General features: G+C 38.4%; 26 protein-coding genes. 25 read left to right on the top strand and 1 reads right to left on the bottom strand.

Annotated features, from left to right (window positions below; all coding sequences use genetic code 11):
* Positions 1 to 4 precede the first annotated feature (4 nt).
* From rpsC to I2I04_RS17045, 25 genes are all read left to right on the top strand, one after another.
* Complete coding sequence (rpsC, locus tag I2I04_RS17165) at positions 5 to 736, top strand: 30S ribosomal protein S3 (protein ID WP_004296343.1); 732 nt, start codon at positions 5 to 7, stop codon at positions 734 to 736.
* A gap of 23 nt (positions 737 to 759) precedes the next feature.
* On the top strand, positions 760 to 1,194 hold the full coding sequence (gene rplP / locus I2I04_RS17160) for a 50S ribosomal protein L16 (RefSeq protein ID WP_004291234.1): 435 nt from the start codon (positions 760 to 762) through the stop codon (positions 1,192 to 1,194).
* Between the two features lie 5 nt (positions 1,195 to 1,199).
* The gene (gene rpmC, locus I2I04_RS17155) at positions 1,200 to 1,397 is read left to right on the top strand and encodes a 50S ribosomal protein L29 (RefSeq protein ID WP_004296342.1); all 198 of its coding nucleotides are present in this window, start codon (positions 1,200 to 1,202) and stop codon (positions 1,395 to 1,397) included.
* Positions 1,394 to 1,663: a 30S ribosomal protein S17 gene (gene rpsQ / locus I2I04_RS17150; RefSeq protein WP_004296341.1), complete on the top strand. Its 270-nt coding sequence runs from the start codon at positions 1,394 to 1,396 to the stop codon at positions 1,661 to 1,663. The genes rpmC and rpsQ overlap by 4 nt, the downstream gene beginning before the upstream one ends.
* A 2-nt stretch (positions 1,664 to 1,665) precedes the next feature.
* On the top strand, positions 1,666 to 2,031 hold the full coding sequence (rplN, locus tag I2I04_RS17145) for a 50S ribosomal protein L14 (RefSeq protein ID WP_004296340.1): 366 nt from the start codon (positions 1,666 to 1,668) through the stop codon (positions 2,029 to 2,031).
* A 19-nt stretch (positions 2,032 to 2,050) separates the two neighbouring features.
* Positions 2,051 to 2,371: a 50S ribosomal protein L24 gene (gene rplX, locus I2I04_RS17140; RefSeq protein WP_004296339.1), complete on the top strand. Its 321-nt coding sequence runs from the start codon at positions 2,051 to 2,053 to the stop codon at positions 2,369 to 2,371.
* The gene (gene rplE, locus I2I04_RS17135; protein WP_004296338.1) at positions 2,371 to 2,928 is read left to right on the top strand and encodes a 50S ribosomal protein L5; all 558 of its coding nucleotides are present in this window, start codon (positions 2,371 to 2,373) and stop codon (positions 2,926 to 2,928) included. The genes rplX and rplE overlap by 1 nt, the downstream gene beginning before the upstream one ends.
* Positions 2,929 to 2,933: 5 nt before the next feature.
* Entirely contained in the window at positions 2,934 to 3,233 is a 300-nt protein-coding gene (rpsN, locus tag I2I04_RS17130; RefSeq protein WP_004296337.1) for a 30S ribosomal protein S14, read from the top strand.
* A gap of 52 nt (positions 3,234 to 3,285) precedes the next feature.
* Positions 3,286 to 3,681 (top strand): 30S ribosomal protein S8, encoded by a 396-nt coding sequence (gene rpsH / locus I2I04_RS17125; RefSeq protein ID WP_004296336.1) that lies wholly within the window; start codon positions 3,286 to 3,288, stop codon positions 3,679 to 3,681.
* 15 nt (positions 3,682 to 3,696) lie between these two features.
* On the top strand, positions 3,697 to 4,266 hold the full coding sequence (gene rplF, locus I2I04_RS17120; protein ID WP_004296335.1) for a 50S ribosomal protein L6: 570 nt from the start codon (positions 3,697 to 3,699) through the stop codon (positions 4,264 to 4,266).
* A 21-nt stretch (positions 4,267 to 4,287) separates the two neighbouring features.
* Positions 4,288 to 4,632, top strand: coding sequence for a 50S ribosomal protein L18 (rplR, locus tag I2I04_RS17115; protein WP_143259181.1), 345 nt, complete (start codon positions 4,288 to 4,290; stop codon positions 4,630 to 4,632).
* A 5-nt stretch (positions 4,633 to 4,637) separates the two neighbouring features.
* Entirely contained in the window at positions 4,638 to 5,156 is a 519-nt protein-coding gene (gene rpsE, locus I2I04_RS17110) for a 30S ribosomal protein S5 (protein WP_004296333.1), read from the top strand.
* A gap of 9 nt (positions 5,157 to 5,165) precedes the next feature.
* Positions 5,166 to 5,342: a 50S ribosomal protein L30 gene (gene rpmD / locus I2I04_RS17105; RefSeq protein WP_004296332.1), complete on the top strand. Its 177-nt coding sequence runs from the start codon at positions 5,166 to 5,168 to the stop codon at positions 5,340 to 5,342.
* A gap of 32 nt (positions 5,343 to 5,374) precedes the next feature.
* Positions 5,375 to 5,821 (top strand): 50S ribosomal protein L15, encoded by a 447-nt coding sequence (rplO, locus tag I2I04_RS17100; protein ID WP_044655423.1) that lies wholly within the window; start codon positions 5,375 to 5,377, stop codon positions 5,819 to 5,821.
* Between the two features lie 4 nt (positions 5,822 to 5,825).
* Positions 5,826 to 7,166, top strand: coding sequence for a preprotein translocase subunit SecY (secY, locus tag I2I04_RS17095; protein WP_004296330.1), 1,341 nt, complete (start codon positions 5,826 to 5,828; stop codon positions 7,164 to 7,166).
* A 15-nt stretch (positions 7,167 to 7,181) separates the two neighbouring features.
* Entirely contained in the window at positions 7,182 to 7,979 is a 798-nt protein-coding gene (gene map, locus I2I04_RS17090) for a type I methionyl aminopeptidase (protein ID WP_065539673.1), read from the top strand.
* Position 7,980: 1 nt separating this feature from the next.
* Positions 7,981 to 8,199, top strand: a complete 219-nt coding sequence (gene infA / locus I2I04_RS17085) for a translation initiation factor IF-1 (RefSeq protein WP_002558052.1) — start codon at positions 7,981 to 7,983, stop codon at positions 8,197 to 8,199.
* A gap of 8 nt (positions 8,200 to 8,207) precedes the next feature.
* Entirely contained in the window at positions 8,208 to 8,324 is a 117-nt protein-coding gene (gene ykgO, locus I2I04_RS17080) for a type B 50S ribosomal protein L36 (protein ID WP_002558051.1), read from the top strand.
* A gap of 33 nt (positions 8,325 to 8,357) precedes the next feature.
* Positions 8,358 to 8,738, top strand: coding sequence for a 30S ribosomal protein S13 (gene rpsM / locus I2I04_RS17075; protein ID WP_004296328.1), 381 nt, complete (start codon positions 8,358 to 8,360; stop codon positions 8,736 to 8,738).
* A gap of 11 nt (positions 8,739 to 8,749) precedes the next feature.
* Positions 8,750 to 9,139, top strand: a complete 390-nt coding sequence (gene rpsK / locus I2I04_RS17070; RefSeq protein ID WP_004296327.1) for a 30S ribosomal protein S11 — start codon at positions 8,750 to 8,752, stop codon at positions 9,137 to 9,139.
* 117 nt (positions 9,140 to 9,256) lie between these two features.
* Complete coding sequence (rpsD, locus tag I2I04_RS17065) at positions 9,257 to 9,862, top strand: 30S ribosomal protein S4 (protein ID WP_143259180.1); 606 nt, start codon at positions 9,257 to 9,259, stop codon at positions 9,860 to 9,862.
* An 11-nt stretch (positions 9,863 to 9,873) separates the two neighbouring features.
* Entirely contained in the window at positions 9,874 to 10,866 is a 993-nt protein-coding gene (locus I2I04_RS17060; protein WP_004296325.1) for a DNA-directed RNA polymerase subunit alpha, read from the top strand.
* Between the two features lie 3 nt (positions 10,867 to 10,869).
* Positions 10,870 to 11,373, top strand: a complete 504-nt coding sequence (rplQ, locus tag I2I04_RS17055) for a 50S ribosomal protein L17 (protein ID WP_143259179.1) — start codon at positions 10,870 to 10,872, stop codon at positions 11,371 to 11,373.
* A gap of 147 nt (positions 11,374 to 11,520) precedes the next feature.
* Positions 11,521 to 11,916 carry a hypothetical protein gene (locus tag I2I04_RS17050; protein WP_143259178.1) on the top strand — a complete coding sequence of 132 codons (396 nt, stop codon included), beginning with the start codon at positions 11,521 to 11,523 and terminating at the stop codon, positions 11,914 to 11,916.
* A gap of 111 nt (positions 11,917 to 12,027) precedes the next feature.
* A complete protein-coding gene (locus tag I2I04_RS17045) occupies positions 12,028 to 12,570 on the top strand; it encodes a hypothetical protein (RefSeq protein WP_195655489.1) in 543 nt (180 codons plus the stop codon).
* A gap of 152 nt (positions 12,571 to 12,722) precedes the next feature.
* Here the strand turns inward: I2I04_RS17045 and I2I04_RS17040 are convergent, their stop codons facing one another.
* On the bottom strand, positions 12,723 to 14,537 hold the full coding sequence (locus I2I04_RS17040) for a MutS family DNA mismatch repair protein (protein ID WP_195655488.1): 1,815 nt from the start codon (positions 14,535 to 14,537) through the stop codon (positions 12,723 to 12,725).
* Positions 14,538 to 14,665 lie beyond the last annotated feature (128 nt).

Raw genomic sequence — 14,665 nt, 5'->3', positions numbered from 1 at the left:
GTAGATGGGACAAAAAGTTAATCCAATAAGCAACCGTTTAGGAATTATCAGAGGATGGGATTCTAACTGGTATGGTGGAAATGATTACGGTGATTCTTTGCTGGAAGATAGCAAAATCCGTAAATATCTTAATGCAAGACTTGCAAAAGCAAGTGTATCAAGAATCGTAATTGAACGTACGCTGAAGCTCGTTACTATTACTGTTTGTACTGCTCGCCCGGGTATTATTATCGGTAAAGGTGGCCAAGAAGTTGATAAGTTAAAAGAGGAGTTGAAGAAGGTTACCGACAAAGATATTCAAATCAATATCTTTGAAGTGAAAAGACCGGAGCTGGATGCTGTGATTGTTGCTAATAACATCGCTCGCCAGGTTGAAGGTAAAATTGCCTATCGCCGTGCCATCAAGATGGCTATCGCAAACACAATGCGTATGGGTGCTGAAGGTATCAAAATTCAGATTTCAGGACGTTTGAATGGAGCTGAAATGGCTCGTTCTGAAATGTATAAAGAAGGAAGAACTCCGTTGCACACTTTCAGAGCTGATATCGACTACTGTCATGCAGAAGCATTGACTAAAGTAGGTCTTCTTGGTATCAAAGTTTGGATTTGTAGAGGTGAAGTGTTTGGTAAGAAAGAATTGGCTCCGAACTTTACACAAAGCAAAGAAAGTGGTCGTGGAAACAATAGTGGAAACAACGGCGGAAAGAACTTCAAAAGAAAGAAAAATAATCGCTAAACGAATTTGAATTTTAGGAAACTATGTTACAACCGAAAAAGACAAAATTCAGAAGACAACAAAAAGGCCGTCAGAAAGGTAATGCCCAGAGAGGTAACCAGCTGGCCTTTGGTTCTTTTGGCATAAAGGCTTTGGAGACTAAGTGGATTACAGGCCGTCAGATCGAAGCTGCTCGTATTGCAGTAACAAGATATATGCAACGTCAAGGACAGATCTGGATCCGTATATTCCCGGATAAACCGATCACTAGAAAACCTGCCGATGTACGTATGGGTAAAGGTAAAGGTGCTCCAGAGGGATTTGTGGCTCCTGTGACTCCGGGTAGAATCATTATTGAAGCTGAAGGAGTATCTTACGAAATCGCGAAAGAAGCATTGCGCTTAGCTGCTCAAAAGCTTCCTATTACAACGAAGTTTGTCGTAAGACGTGATTATGATATTCAAAATCAAAATGCGTAAGTGTTATGAAAATTGCAGAAATTAAAGAAATGACTACTAATGACTTAGTAGAAAGAGTAGAGGCGGAAACAGCTAATTATAACCAAATGGTTATTAATCATTCTATTTCTCCTTTGGAAAATCCTGCTCAAATCAAACAATTACGCAGGACTATTGCGCGTATGAAAACAGAATTGCGCGAAAGAGAACTTAACAATAAATGATCAGCTTGATGGAAGCAAGAAATTTAAGAAAAGAAAGAACAGGGGTTGTATTGAGCAATAAGATGGATAAGACCATCACAGTTGCTGCCAAATTTAAGGAAAAACACCCTATATATGGTAAGTTCGTTAGTAAAACGAAGAAGTACCATGCTCACGATGAAAAGAATGAATGCAATATCGGTGATACTGTAAGCATCATGGAAACTCGTCCTTTGAGCAAGACTAAAAGATGGAGATTAGTAGAAATAATTGAAAGAGCTAAGTAATTATGATACAAGTAGAATCCAGACTTACAGTATGTGATAACAGTGGAGCGAAAGAGGCGTTGTGTATCCGCGTTTTGGGTGGTACAGGCCGTCGTTATGCTTCAGTGGGGGATGTCATTGTAGTTTCAGTGAAGAGTGTTATCCCTTCTAGTGATGTTAAAAAAGGTGCAGTATCAAAGGCTTTGATTGTACGTACAAAGAAAGAAATCCGTCGTCCTGATGGTTCTTATATACGTTTTGATGATAATGCTTGCGTGTTGTTGAATAATGCAGGTGAAATTAGAGGTAGTCGTATTTTCGGTCCTGTAGCAAGAGAACTTCGTGCTACAAACATGAAAGTTGTGTCACTTGCGCCTGAGGTACTTTAATTTGTAAAAGATTTAAGTAATGAGTAAATTACATATTAAAAAAGGCGATACAGTTTACGTAAATGCTGGCGAAGATAAGGGCAAAACTGGTCGTGTATTGAAGGTTCTTGTTAAAGAAGGACGTGCATTTGTAGAAGGTATCAATATGGTATCTAAAAGCACAAAACCGAATGCTAAGAATCCGCAAGGTGGTATTGTGAAGCAGGAAGCTTCTATCCACATTTCAAACTTGAACCCGGTTGATCCAAAAACTGGTAAAGCAACGCGTATTGGGAGAAAAAAGAGTTCGGAAGGAACTTTAGTGCGTTATTCTAAAAAATCAGGAGAGGAGATTAAGTAATGAGTAATACTGCTAGTCTTAAGAAAGAATATGCAGAGCGTATAGCACCTGCATTGAAATCACAGTTCCAGTATTCTTCTACAATGCAGGTACCCGTACTTAAGAAGATTGTTATCAATCAAGGGTTAGGTATGGCTGTTGCTGATAAGAAGATTATCGAAGTTGCAATCAATGAAATGACAGCTATCACAGGTCAGAAAGCTGTAGCTACCATTTCTCGTAAAGATATTGCAAACTTTAAGTTACGTAAAAAAATGCCGATTGGTGTTATGGTAACTTTACGTCGTGAAAGAATGTACGAATTCCTTGAAAAATTGGTTCGTGTAGCTCTTCCTCGTATTCGTGACTTCAAAGGTATCGAAAGTAAGTTTGATGGTAAAGGTAACTATACCCTTGGTATTCAGGAGCAAATCATTTTCCCTGAAATAAATATCGATAGTATTACAAGAATTCTCGGAATGAATATTACCTTTGTAACTTCTGCGGAAACAGATGAAGAAGGTTATGCTTTGCTGAAGGAATTCGGTTTACCTTTTAAAAACGCTAAAAAAGACTAATAGATATGGCAAAGGAATCAATGAAAGCACGTGAAGTAAAACGTGCTAAATTAGTAGCCAAATACGCCGAAAGAAGAGCTGCTTTGAAGCAAATCGTAAGAACAGGTGATCCTGCTGATGCTTTTGAAGCTGCACAGAAGTTGCAAGAGTTGCCAAAGAATTCTAATCCGATTCGTATGCACAACCGTTGCAAACTGACTGGACGTCCTAAAGGTTATATTCGTCAATTCGGAATTTCGAGAATTCAATTCCGTGAGATGGCATCTAACGGACTGATCCCAGGCGTAAAAAAAGCAAGCTGGTAATTATTGTTTAAATATTGTCAGGGTAGTCCTGATTAATTTAATTTATTTTTATATGACTGATCCAATAGCAGATTATTTAACGAGGTTGCGGAACGCGATTGGTGCAAAGCACAGAGTTGTTGAAGTTCCCGCTTCGAATTTGAAAAAAGAAATCACTAAGATTCTTTTTGAAAAAGGCTACATCCTTAATTATAAGTTTGTAGAAGATGGTCCTCAAGGAACTATTAAGGTTGCCTTGAAGTATGATTCTGTTAACAAAGTTAACGCAATCAAAAAGTTAGAAAGAATATCTTCTCCGGGTATGCGTAAGTATACTGGTTACAAAGATATGCCGCGTGTTATTAATGGGCTGGGTATTGCTATAATATCTACTTCCAAAGGTGTTATGACTAACAAAGAGGCTGCAGAACTGAAGATCGGTGGTGAAGTCTTGTGTTATGTATATTAATTAGGAGGAATTAGAATGTCAAGAATAGGAAAATTACCCATTAGTATCCCTGCTGGAGTGACGGTCACTCTGAAGGATAATGTGGTTACCGTAAAGGGACCCAAAGGCGAAATGAGCCAATATGTGAATCCTGCTATCAATGTTGCTATTGAAGACGGACACGTAACTTTAACAGAAAACGATAAAGAAATGCTTGATAACCCGAAGCAAAAACATGCTTTCCACGGTTTGTATCGTTCATTGGTTCACAACATGGTTGTGGGTGTATCTGAAGGATACAAGAAAGAACTGGAACTTGTTGGTGTAGGTTATCGTGCTTCTAACCAAGGTAACATCATTGAGCTTGCTTTAGGTTATACACACAATATTTTCATTCAATTACCTGCTGAGGTAAAAGTTGAAACGAAATCTGAAAGAAATAAGAACCCTCTTATTATATTGGAATCGTGTGACAAACAATTGCTTGGTCAAGTTTGCTCTAAAATACGTTCTTTCCGTAAGCCTGAACCATACAAGGGTAAAGGTATTAAGTTTGTTGGCGAAGTAATTCGTAGAAAGTCTGGTAAATCAGCCGGCGCTAAGTAATTCATATAAAATTAGATTATTATGACAACAAAAATAGAAAGACGAGTTAAGATCAAATATAGAGTACGCAACAAGATTTCAGGTACTACTGAATGTCCGCGTATGAGTGTATTTAGAAGTAACAAGCAAATTTATGTCCAGATTATCGATGATCTTTCTGGTAAGACACTGGTTGCTGCTTCTTCTTTAGGTTTGACTGAGAAAGTCGCTAAAAAAGAACAAGCTGCTAAAGTTGGTGAAATGATTGCTAAAAAGGCTCAGGAAGCAGGTATAACTACTGTTGTTTTCGACCGTAATGGTTACTTGTATCATGGGAGAGTAAAAGAAGTGGCTGATGCTGCTCGTAACGGTGGACTTAAATTTTAATCATTATGGCAGGAGTTAATAATAGAGTTAAGATTACTAACGATATAGAACTGAAAGATAGATTGGTTGCTATTAATCGTGTTACTAAAGTTACCAAAGGTGGTAGAACTTTTAGTTTCTCTGCAATCGTTGTTGTAGGTAACGAAGAAGGTATCATTGGTTGGGGACTTGGTAAAGCAGGTGAAGTAACAGCTGCTATCGCTAAAGGTGTTGAGTCAGCTAAAAAGAACCTGGTGAAAGTGCCTATTTTGAAAGGTACTGTTCCTCATGAACAATCAGCTAGATTTGGTGGTGCTGAAGTATTCATCAAACCTGCATCTCACGGAACCGGTGTTGTAGCTGGTGGTGCTATGCGTGCTGTATTGGAAAGTGTTGGTGTTACTGACGTTTTGGCTAAATCTAAAGGTTCTTCAAATCCGCACAACCTTGTTAAAGCTACAATCGAAGCTTTGAGTGAAATGCGTGATGCAAGGATGGTTGCTCAGAACAGAGGTATTAGTGTTGAAAAAGTATTTAGAGGATAAGGAGGAGATATGTCAACTATAAAGATTAAACAAGTTAAAAGTAGAATTGGTGCTCCAGCTGATCAGAAAAGAACTCTTGATGCACTGGGACTTCGTAAACTGAACCGTGTGGTTGAACACGAAAGCACTCCTTCAATTCTTGGAATGGTAGATAAAGTAAAACACTTGGTTGCCATTGTTAAGTAATTATTTGTTGAATAATAAAACGAAATTACAATATGAACTTAAGTAATTTAAAACCTGCAGAGGGATCTACTAAGACAAGAAAAAGAATTGGACGTGGAACTGGTTCTGGCTTAGGCGGTACTTCTACAAGAGGTCATAAGGGAGCTAAATCAAGATCTGGATACTCTAAGAAGATTGGTTTTGAAGGTGGTCAGATGCCTCTTCAACGTCGAGTTCCTAAATTTGGTTTCAAGAATATCAATCGTGTAGAATATAAAGCCATCAATCTGGATACTATCCAGAAACTTGCTGAAGCTAAGAGTTTGGCAAAAGTTGGTGTAAACGACTTTATCGAAGCAGGATTTATTTCTTCAAATCAGTTGGTAAAAGTATTGGGTAACGGAACTCTGACTAACAAGCTGGAAGTAGAAGCTCATGCATTCTCTAAGACTGCAACTGCTGCTATTGAAGCTGCTGGTGGAACTGTAGTAAAACTCTGATTCAATGAGAAAAGCTATTGAAACATTAAAGAATATATGGAAGATTGAGGATCTGAGACAACGGATCCTCATCACCATATTGTTTGTGGCAATTTACCGTTTCGGATCATATGTCGTATTACCGGGTATTAATCCGGCAATGCTGGCAAAATTGCACGAACAAACAAGTGAAGGCCTTTTAGCCTTGTTAAATATGTTCTCTGGAGGAGCATTTTCTAATGCCTCTATTTTTGCATTAGGAATCATGCCTTATATCTCTGCATCTATCGTAATTCAGTTATTGGGAATCGCTGTACCGTATTTCCAGAAGTTGCAACGCGAGGGTGAGAGCGGCAGAAGAAAGATGAATCAATATACTCGTTACTTGACGATTGCTATATTGTTAGTTCAGGCCCCTTCTTATTTGCTCAATCTTAAAATGCAGGCTGGCCCTTCCTTAAATGCTTCATTAGATTGGACTCTGTTTATGGTTACCTCTACCATTATTTTGGCAGCAGGTAGTATGTTTATTTTGTGGCTTGGTGAAAGAATTACTGATAAAGGTATTGGTAACGGTATTTCATTTATCATCTTGATTGGTATTATCGCTCGTTTCCCTGATGCTTTGTTGCAGGAAGTTGTATCCAGAGTAGCAAATAAGAGTGGTGGTCTGATTATGTTTATAATTGAAATCGTATTCTTATTGTTAGTGATTGGTGCTGCTATTCTTTTGGTGCAAGGTACAAGAAAGATTCCTGTACAGTATGCAAAAAGAATCGTTGGTAACAAGCAATATGGTGGTGCTAGACAGTATATCCCTTTAAAGGTGAATGCTGCCGGTGTTATGCCTATCATCTTTGCTCAGGCAATTATGTTTATTCCAATTACGTTTATCGGCTTTTCAAATGTAAATGATGCAGGCGGTTTCTTGCATGCGTTTACAGATCATACAAGTTTCTGGTATAATTTTGTCTTTGCGGTAATGATTATATTATTTACGTATTTCTATACTGCAATTACAATTAATCCGACTCAGATGGCTGAGGATATGAAGAGAAATAATGGTTTCATCCCTGGTATTAAACCGGGAAAGAAAACAGCAGAGTATATTGATGATATAATGTCTCGTATCACTTTGCCGGGTTCTTTCTTCTTGGCTTTAGTTGCTATTATGCCTGCTTTTGCCGGTATATTCGGAGTGCAAGCAGGATTCGCTCAATTCTTCGGCGGTACATCTTTGTTAATTCTTGTAGGTGTTGTTCTTGATACTCTGCAACAGGTTGAAAGTCATTTGTTGATGAGACATTATGATGGTCTGTTGAAATCGGGTCGTATTAAAGGACGCGCTGGTGTAGCGGCATATTAATTCTTTAGATTAGAAATGATATTTCTTAAAACAGAAGATGAAATAGAATTGCTCCGTCAGAGTAACCTGCTTGTTGGTAAAACTCTTGCAGAGGTTGCCAAATTGGTGAAGCCTGGTGTAACTACACGTGAGTTGGATAAAGTTGCTGAAGAGTTCATTAGAGATCATGGGGCAACTCCAACTTTCAAAGGATTTCCGAATCAATACGGAGAACCGTTTCCCGCATCTCTCTGTACTTCTGTTAATGAACAGGTGGTACATGGAATCCCGGGGGATATCGTACTGAAAGATGGCGATATCGTATCAGTGGATTGCGGAACTTACATGAATGGTTTTTGTGGTGATTCAGCTTATACCTTTTGTGTAGGAGAGGTAGACGAAGAAATTCGTAACTTGTTGAAGGTAACTAAAGAAGCGTTATATATTGGCATTCAGAACGCAGTGCAAGGCAAAAGAATCGGAGATATCGGATATGCTATTCAGCAATATTGTGAATCTCATTCTTATGGTGTAGTGCGTGAGTTTGTTGGTCATGGCATTGGTAAGGAGATGCACGAAGATCCTCAGGTTCCTAATTATGGTAAAAGAGGATATGGACCTTTGATGAAAAGAGGTCTTTGCATAGCGATAGAGCCGATGATAACATTGGGAGACCGACAAGTGATTATGGAACGTGACGGATGGACTGTGAGGACCAGAGATCGTAAATGTGCTGCACATTTTGAACATACGGTAGCTGTTGGAGCTGGTGAAGCTGATATTTTGTCTTCATTCAAATTCATAGAAGAAGTTTTAGGAGATAAAGCAATATAATATGGCAAAGCAATCTGCAATAGAACAAGATGGAGTTATAGTTGAAGCATTGTCAAATGCAATGTTTCGTGTTGAATTAGAAAACGGACATGAGATTACTGCACATATTTCAGGTAAGATGAGGATGCATTACATCAAGATCCTGCCGGGAGATAAAGTGAGAGTCGAAATGTCTCCTTACGACTTATCGAAAGGAAGAATTGTGTTTAGATATAAATAAAATAAGATATGAAAGTAAGAGCATCATTAAAGAAACGCACGCCAGAATGTAAGATCGTTAGACGTAATGGCCGTTTGTATGTTATTAACAAGAAAAATCCTAAGTATAAACAACGTCAAGGATAATTTGTTATTTTTGCAAAAAAAATAATTTAGTATATGGCTATAAGAATAGTTGGTGTAGATTTACCTCAGAACAAAAGAGGTGAAATTGCGTTGACCTATGTATATGGAATAGGTCGCAGTAGTTCAGCAAAAATTTTAGATAAAGCTGGTGTAGATAAAGATCTGAAGGTTAAAGACTGGACAGATGATCAGGCTGCTAAGATTCGTGAGATTATCGGTGCAGAGTATAAAGTAGAAGGTGATCTTCGTTCTGAAATCCAATTGAACATTAAGCGATTAATGGATATTGGTTGCTATCGTGGTGTACGTCACCGTATTGGTCTGCCTGTTAGAGGTCAGAGCACTAAGAACAATGCACGTACTCGTAAGGGTAGAAAGAAAACCGTTGCTAATAAGAAAAAAGCTACTAAATAATAATTGTTGATATGGCAAAAAAAACAGTTGCAGCTAAAAAGAGAAATGTGAAAGTAGACGCTAATGGACAGTTGCATGTTCATTCATCTTTCAACAATATTATTGTTTCTCTTGCAAATAGTGAAGGGCAGATTATCTCTTGGTCATCTGCTGGTAAAATGGGATTTAGAGGTTCTAAAAAGAATACTCCTTATGCAGCTCAGATGGCTGCCCAGGATTGTGCAAAGATTGCATTCGATCTTGGCCTGAGAAAGGTAAAAGCATATGTGAAGGGTCCAGGTAACGGACGTGAGTCTGCTATTAGAACTATCCACGGTGCTGGTATCGAAGTTACTGAAATCATTGACGTGACTCCGCTTCCACATAATGGTTGTCGTCCTCCGAAAAGACGTAGAGTTTAATTTACCTTTAACTTACACAATGATCTTGATTTTGTTTTTGGATTACATTAATTTCTCTCTGTAATCGCGGCTGCAACAAATTGAGTTCATGAATAAACAATTAAATATTTAAAAGAAATGGCTAGATATACTGGACCAAAATCAAGAATCGCCCGTAAATTCGGTGAAGGAATCTTTGGAGCTGACAAAGTTTTGTCAAAGAAGAACTATCCTCCCGGACAACATGGTAATTCAAGAAAAAGAAAAACTTCTGAATATGGTGTGCAACTTCGTGAAAAACAGAAAGCTAAATACACCTATGGAGTTTTAGAGAAACAATTCCGCAATTTGTTTGAAAAAGCAGCTACTGCTAAAGGTATTACCGGTGAGGTACTCCTTCAATTGCTGGAAGCCCGTCTTGACAACGTAGTATTCCGTTTGGGTATTGCTCCTACACGCGCTGCTGCTCGTCAGTTGGTTAGTCACAAGCACATCACTGTAGATGGTGAAGTAGTAAACATTCCTTCATTTGCAGTAAAACCAGGACAATTGATTGGTGTTCGTGAAAGATCTAAGTCTTTGGAAGTAATTGCTAATTCTCTTGCAGGTTTCAATCACAGCAAGTATGCTTGGTTGGAATGGGACGAGGCTTCAAAGGTTGGTAAAATGTTGCACATACCTGAAAGAGCAGACATTCCTGAGAACATTAAAGAACATTTGATCGTTGAATTGTATTCTAAATAATAATTAATTTCATGGCGATATTAGCATTTCAAAAACCTGATAAAGTATTAATGTTGGAGGCGGACTCCAGATTCGGTAAATTCGAATTCCGTCCGTTGGAACCGGGTTTTGGTATTACTGTAGGTAATGCATTACGCCGTATCCTTCTTTCTTCATTAGAGGGTTTTGCTATCACTACTATCAGAATCGATGGTGTGGAGCATGAATTTTCTAGTGTACCTGGAGTAAAAGAGGATGTTACCAACATTATCTTGAATCTGAAACAAGTGAGATTCAAGCAAGTAGTTGAAGAGTTCGAGAGCGAAAAAGTGAGCATCACTGTCGAGAATTCCAGTGAATTTAAAGCAGGTGACATAGGTAAGTATTTGACTGGATTTGAAGTGTTAAATCCGGAATTAGTTATTTGTCATTTAGATTCTAAGTCAACTATGCAGATTGATATTACCATTAACAAAGGCCGTGGATATGTACCTGCTGATGAAAATCGCGAGTATTGCACGGATGTTAATGTAATTCCAATCGACTCTATTTATACACCGATACGTAATGTCAAGTATGCTGTAGAAAACTTCCGTGTAGAACAGAAGACTGACTACGAAAAGCTAGTGCTTGAAATTAGTACCGACGGTTCTATACATCCGAAAGAAGCGCTGAAAGAAGCTGCAAAGATTCTGATTTATCACTTCATGTTGTTCTCTGACGAGAAAATCACGCTTGAAAGTAATGATACTGATGGCAATGAAGAGTTTGATGAAGAAGTGTTGCATATGCGTCAGCTGTTGAAAACTAAACTCGTTGATATGGACTTGTCAGTTCGTGCCCTTAATTGCTTGAAGGCTGCTGACGTAGAAACTCTCGGCGACTTGGTACAGTTCAACAAAACTGACTTGCTGAAATTCAGAAACTTCGGAAAGAAATCGCTTACCGAGCTTGATGATTTGCTGGAAAGTCTGAATCTGTCGTTTGGAACCGACATTTCTAAATATAAATTAGATAAAGAATAAAAAATGAGACATAATAAAAAATTCAATCATTTAGGTCGTACTGCTTCTCATAGAAGCGCTATGTTATCTAACATGGCTTGCTCTTTGATCAAGCACAAAAGAATCACTACGACTGTTGCAAAGGCGAAAGCTTTGAAAAAGTTTGTTGAGCCTTTGATTACTAAGTCTAAAGAAGATACAACGAACTCTCGTCGTGTTGTATTTAGCAACTTGCAAGATAAGATTGCAGTAACAGAGTTATTCAAAGAAATCTCTGTTAAGATTGCTGATCGTCCGGGTGGTTATACTCGTATCATCAAGACTGGTAACCGTTTGGGTGACAACGCAGAAATGTGCTTCATTGAGTTGGTGGACTACAATGAAAATATGGCTAAGGAAAAAGTTGTTAAGAAAGCTACTCGTACTCGTCGTTCGAAGAAGGCTGCCGAAGCTGCTCCGGCTGCTGTTGAAGCTCCTGCAACTGAAGCTCCTAAGGCTGAAGAACCGAAAGCTGAATCAGCTGAATAATTTTACAATTATTCTTATAGATATAAAAAAGGCTACCTGTGAGGGTAGCCTTTTTTGTTTGTTTGCCGTTTACTAATACTAAGATACATTAAAATATATCCTAATTAAACTTTTCATAGAGAGAATCTGTTATATTTGCAAGTGAATATGGCAAAATTTGTAAAGGTGATATTGTTTCTGTTGCTGACAGTTGCTTTTCATAGCATAGCAGGCAATGTTTCTGCCGAAAAAACGGTGGATAAGCAGGAGTGTGATATTACATATGCTATGGGACAGCGTGGGGAAATCTGTGCACCGGACCTTCCGGGTAAGCCTGTGGCTGAATTGACCAATTTACAGAGCCATCAGATATCTGTGACACGTATTCAACGTGTGCAGCTTGGAGAATATTTCTTTTCTTTAAAGAATGTGTTACAAGGTTGTGCTGATCGTGAGAATTCACTGACACAACATTGGGGGCGGATTTATGATACAACGACTTCCTATTACTGCCAGCCATCAAGTGAATACTATGTATACACTTTGAGGCGTATAATTATTTAGTAGTATATTTATTGGTATTGTTTATTTTGTGGTTACTGGTATCTTCTGTATACTGGTGACATCACTTCTTTTATCTTTATATTTTTACTAATAAATTAAACTTTAAATATTATGGCAACTACTCAAACGATTGATGCTACTATATTCGCATCTACACACCCCGATATCGCTAAACGTATAAGTGTTTCAGGAGTTTTAATTTCTTCTGTAATGTTATTGATCGGTATTTTAGCTTTTGCTTCAACATTCGAATTGGATGACAGGTCTTCTACGGTTAGTATGGCTTTAATGGTTTTGGGAACAGGTTTATTCCTTATGGGAATTTTCCGTCTCTTTTGGAAATCAAAGGAGGTTATTTATTTGCCAACAAAAAGTGTAGCTAAAGAGCATAGTGTTTTCTTTGATTTGAAGCATATGGATGTTTTGAAGAATCTAGTGAATTCGGGCTCATTCTCTGTTGATTCGAAAATAAAAAGTGAGGCTAGTGGTAATATACGTATGGACGTGATACTTTCTGCTGATAAAAAGTTTGCAGCTGTACAGTTATTCCAATTTATACCTTACACGTATCAGCCAATAACATCGGTGCAGTATTTCACCAATGAAGAAGCTTCAGCGGTAGTAGCTTTTCTGTCAAAAAGTAAAATGCAGTAAATGTCTATCTATAAGACCTGTTTGATTTTGTTTTTTCGACACATTAAAAAACATGTAGTTTGAAACTTTATATAGAGTTTGCTGCTACTAAATAAAACAGGTTTTAGATGTTACTGTAAAAGATAACTTTGATTTTCATACAAAAATGGGGATTAGTCGTTAATGACGGCGATTCCCATTTTTTTCATTAAGAAGCAAGCGTTCATGTTTTGAGCAACTCCGTTTTTCATTTGATATGAGAAGGTGAGCTCATTGTTTGTAATGTCAGCTTCGAAACAGTAATTCCGGATATTTTGTGGGAAAGACTCTATTAAGGTTCCTAATAACAAGTCATGGGTAGCGATGATACCATTGGCATTCATGTGCATGAATTGTTTGATAAGGGCGAAAGAGCCTTTTTGTTTATCCATGGAGTTTGTGCCTTTCAGTATTTCATCAAGAATGATGAAAAGTTCTTCTCCGGCTTCAAGTTTGTCTATGATTAATTTGAGCCGCTTAAGTTCTGCAAAGAAATAAGATTCGTTGTCGGCTAGGGAATCACTGGTTCGGAGACTGGTAACGAGGCGTGCTGGATATATTTTCATTTGCTTTGCCCAAACGGGGGCTCCAATACATGCCAGTAGATAGTTTACTCCTACGGTACGTAGATAAGTACTTTTGCCTGCCATATTGGCACCTGTGATTATAATAAAGAAAGGACGTTTCTCAATGTCTATTCCGTTGCGCACACATTTGTTGCGATCCATTAAAGGATGTCCCAGAGATTCAGCTTGTAGGTGGAAAGATTGAGCGGCGATAGTGGGGTAGATATAATCCGGATGATTATATGCGAATGTTGCCAGGGAGCAATAGGCATCTATTTCTCCGATTGTTTCTATCCAGCGGGGTAGGTCGGATGCGTGCATTTCTTTCCACTTCTCGATTCGCATCACCTGGCGTAGCTCCCAAAATATCAGTCCGTTGAGTATAGTGCTCATTAGCAGATTGCTTCGTTGGTCGAGTGCGTTCATCAGTTTAGAAAGCTGGCGGACGGCTTGAGAAGCGGTTTGATTCTGACTCGTAAGGTCCGTTTTTAACTCTTGCAGTATATGGCTGTGCATTTCTTTTTGTTCAGTGAGCAGAATTTGGTCAGCATATGTCGAAAGAATCTGCAGCTTTTCTCCGTAGGTTGTTTGCAGTTTCGTGATTCCTTTAGAGAAAATAGTGCTGAATAATACAAAGCTGACAAATACTCCTCCTGCAATGTTAGCCGATATAATTCCCCCAATGGCTAGACTTATGCACAAGAAATTAATAACTGTTACCGCTATTGGAAGGATGCGCAAGAGTGTGCGTTTTCGATAATAACTCGGACTGGCTGCCCATTCTTTGATTTCGGTGGTATCGGCAGGCTTTCCTTTATAGAGTAATCCAAGTAAGCGGATTTGTTGGCGATATTCCAAATCGGTGGAGAGTTCCCGGATCGCTTCCTGACGGTGTTCAATAGCCTCCTTCTTTTCCAGATGTACATTGAACCAGTTTGCGAGATGCTGCTTGCCGATAGGAGTTGCGGTCCGGTTAATGTATTGGAAAAGAGAGAATTCGCCAAATACGTCTAAATCAAGAGTATAGAGGTGAGATGGATTTATGAACTCTTTTCCATCATCAAAATCAGAAAAATCATATTGCATGGCACGTAGTTCCTGCTCATTGATTTCTATTTTCTTTTTCAGAAAGTCTTTCCGGTAGAACCAGAAATTATGGCGTTTTACTAACCAAATGAATAAGATAAAGGGCAGGATAGCCACTGCAGAGAGACATAGCCAACCGTCAGACCAAAAGATAATGGCATTTGCTACGGCTCCTACAAATAAGATAAGTCGGAGAAGGCTTATATAATAGATACGTTTCCGTGCCTTCTGTAACTCCAGCTCTGTTTTCTGAATGATTTGCTGATATGTGGTAATGACCTGTTCTAGTTTTTCCATGACAAATTTAAATCTTTTGCACAAAGGTAATATAATTCATAACGGTCGGGATAGGAGCTTGTTTTTGTCAAGAGTAGATTTACTGTTTATTAACGGAAGTAGGAAGAAGTGCCCCTGAATTGTAACTC

It is taken from the genome of Bacteroides sp. 1001136B_160425_E2 (assembly GCF_015559655.1).
Lineage (GTDB): Bacteria > Bacteroidota > Bacteroidia > Bacteroidales > Bacteroidaceae > Bacteroides > Bacteroides luhongzhouii.
Note: the sequence above shows the minus strand (reverse complement) of the source record. Positions and strands in the feature narration are given on the sequence as shown.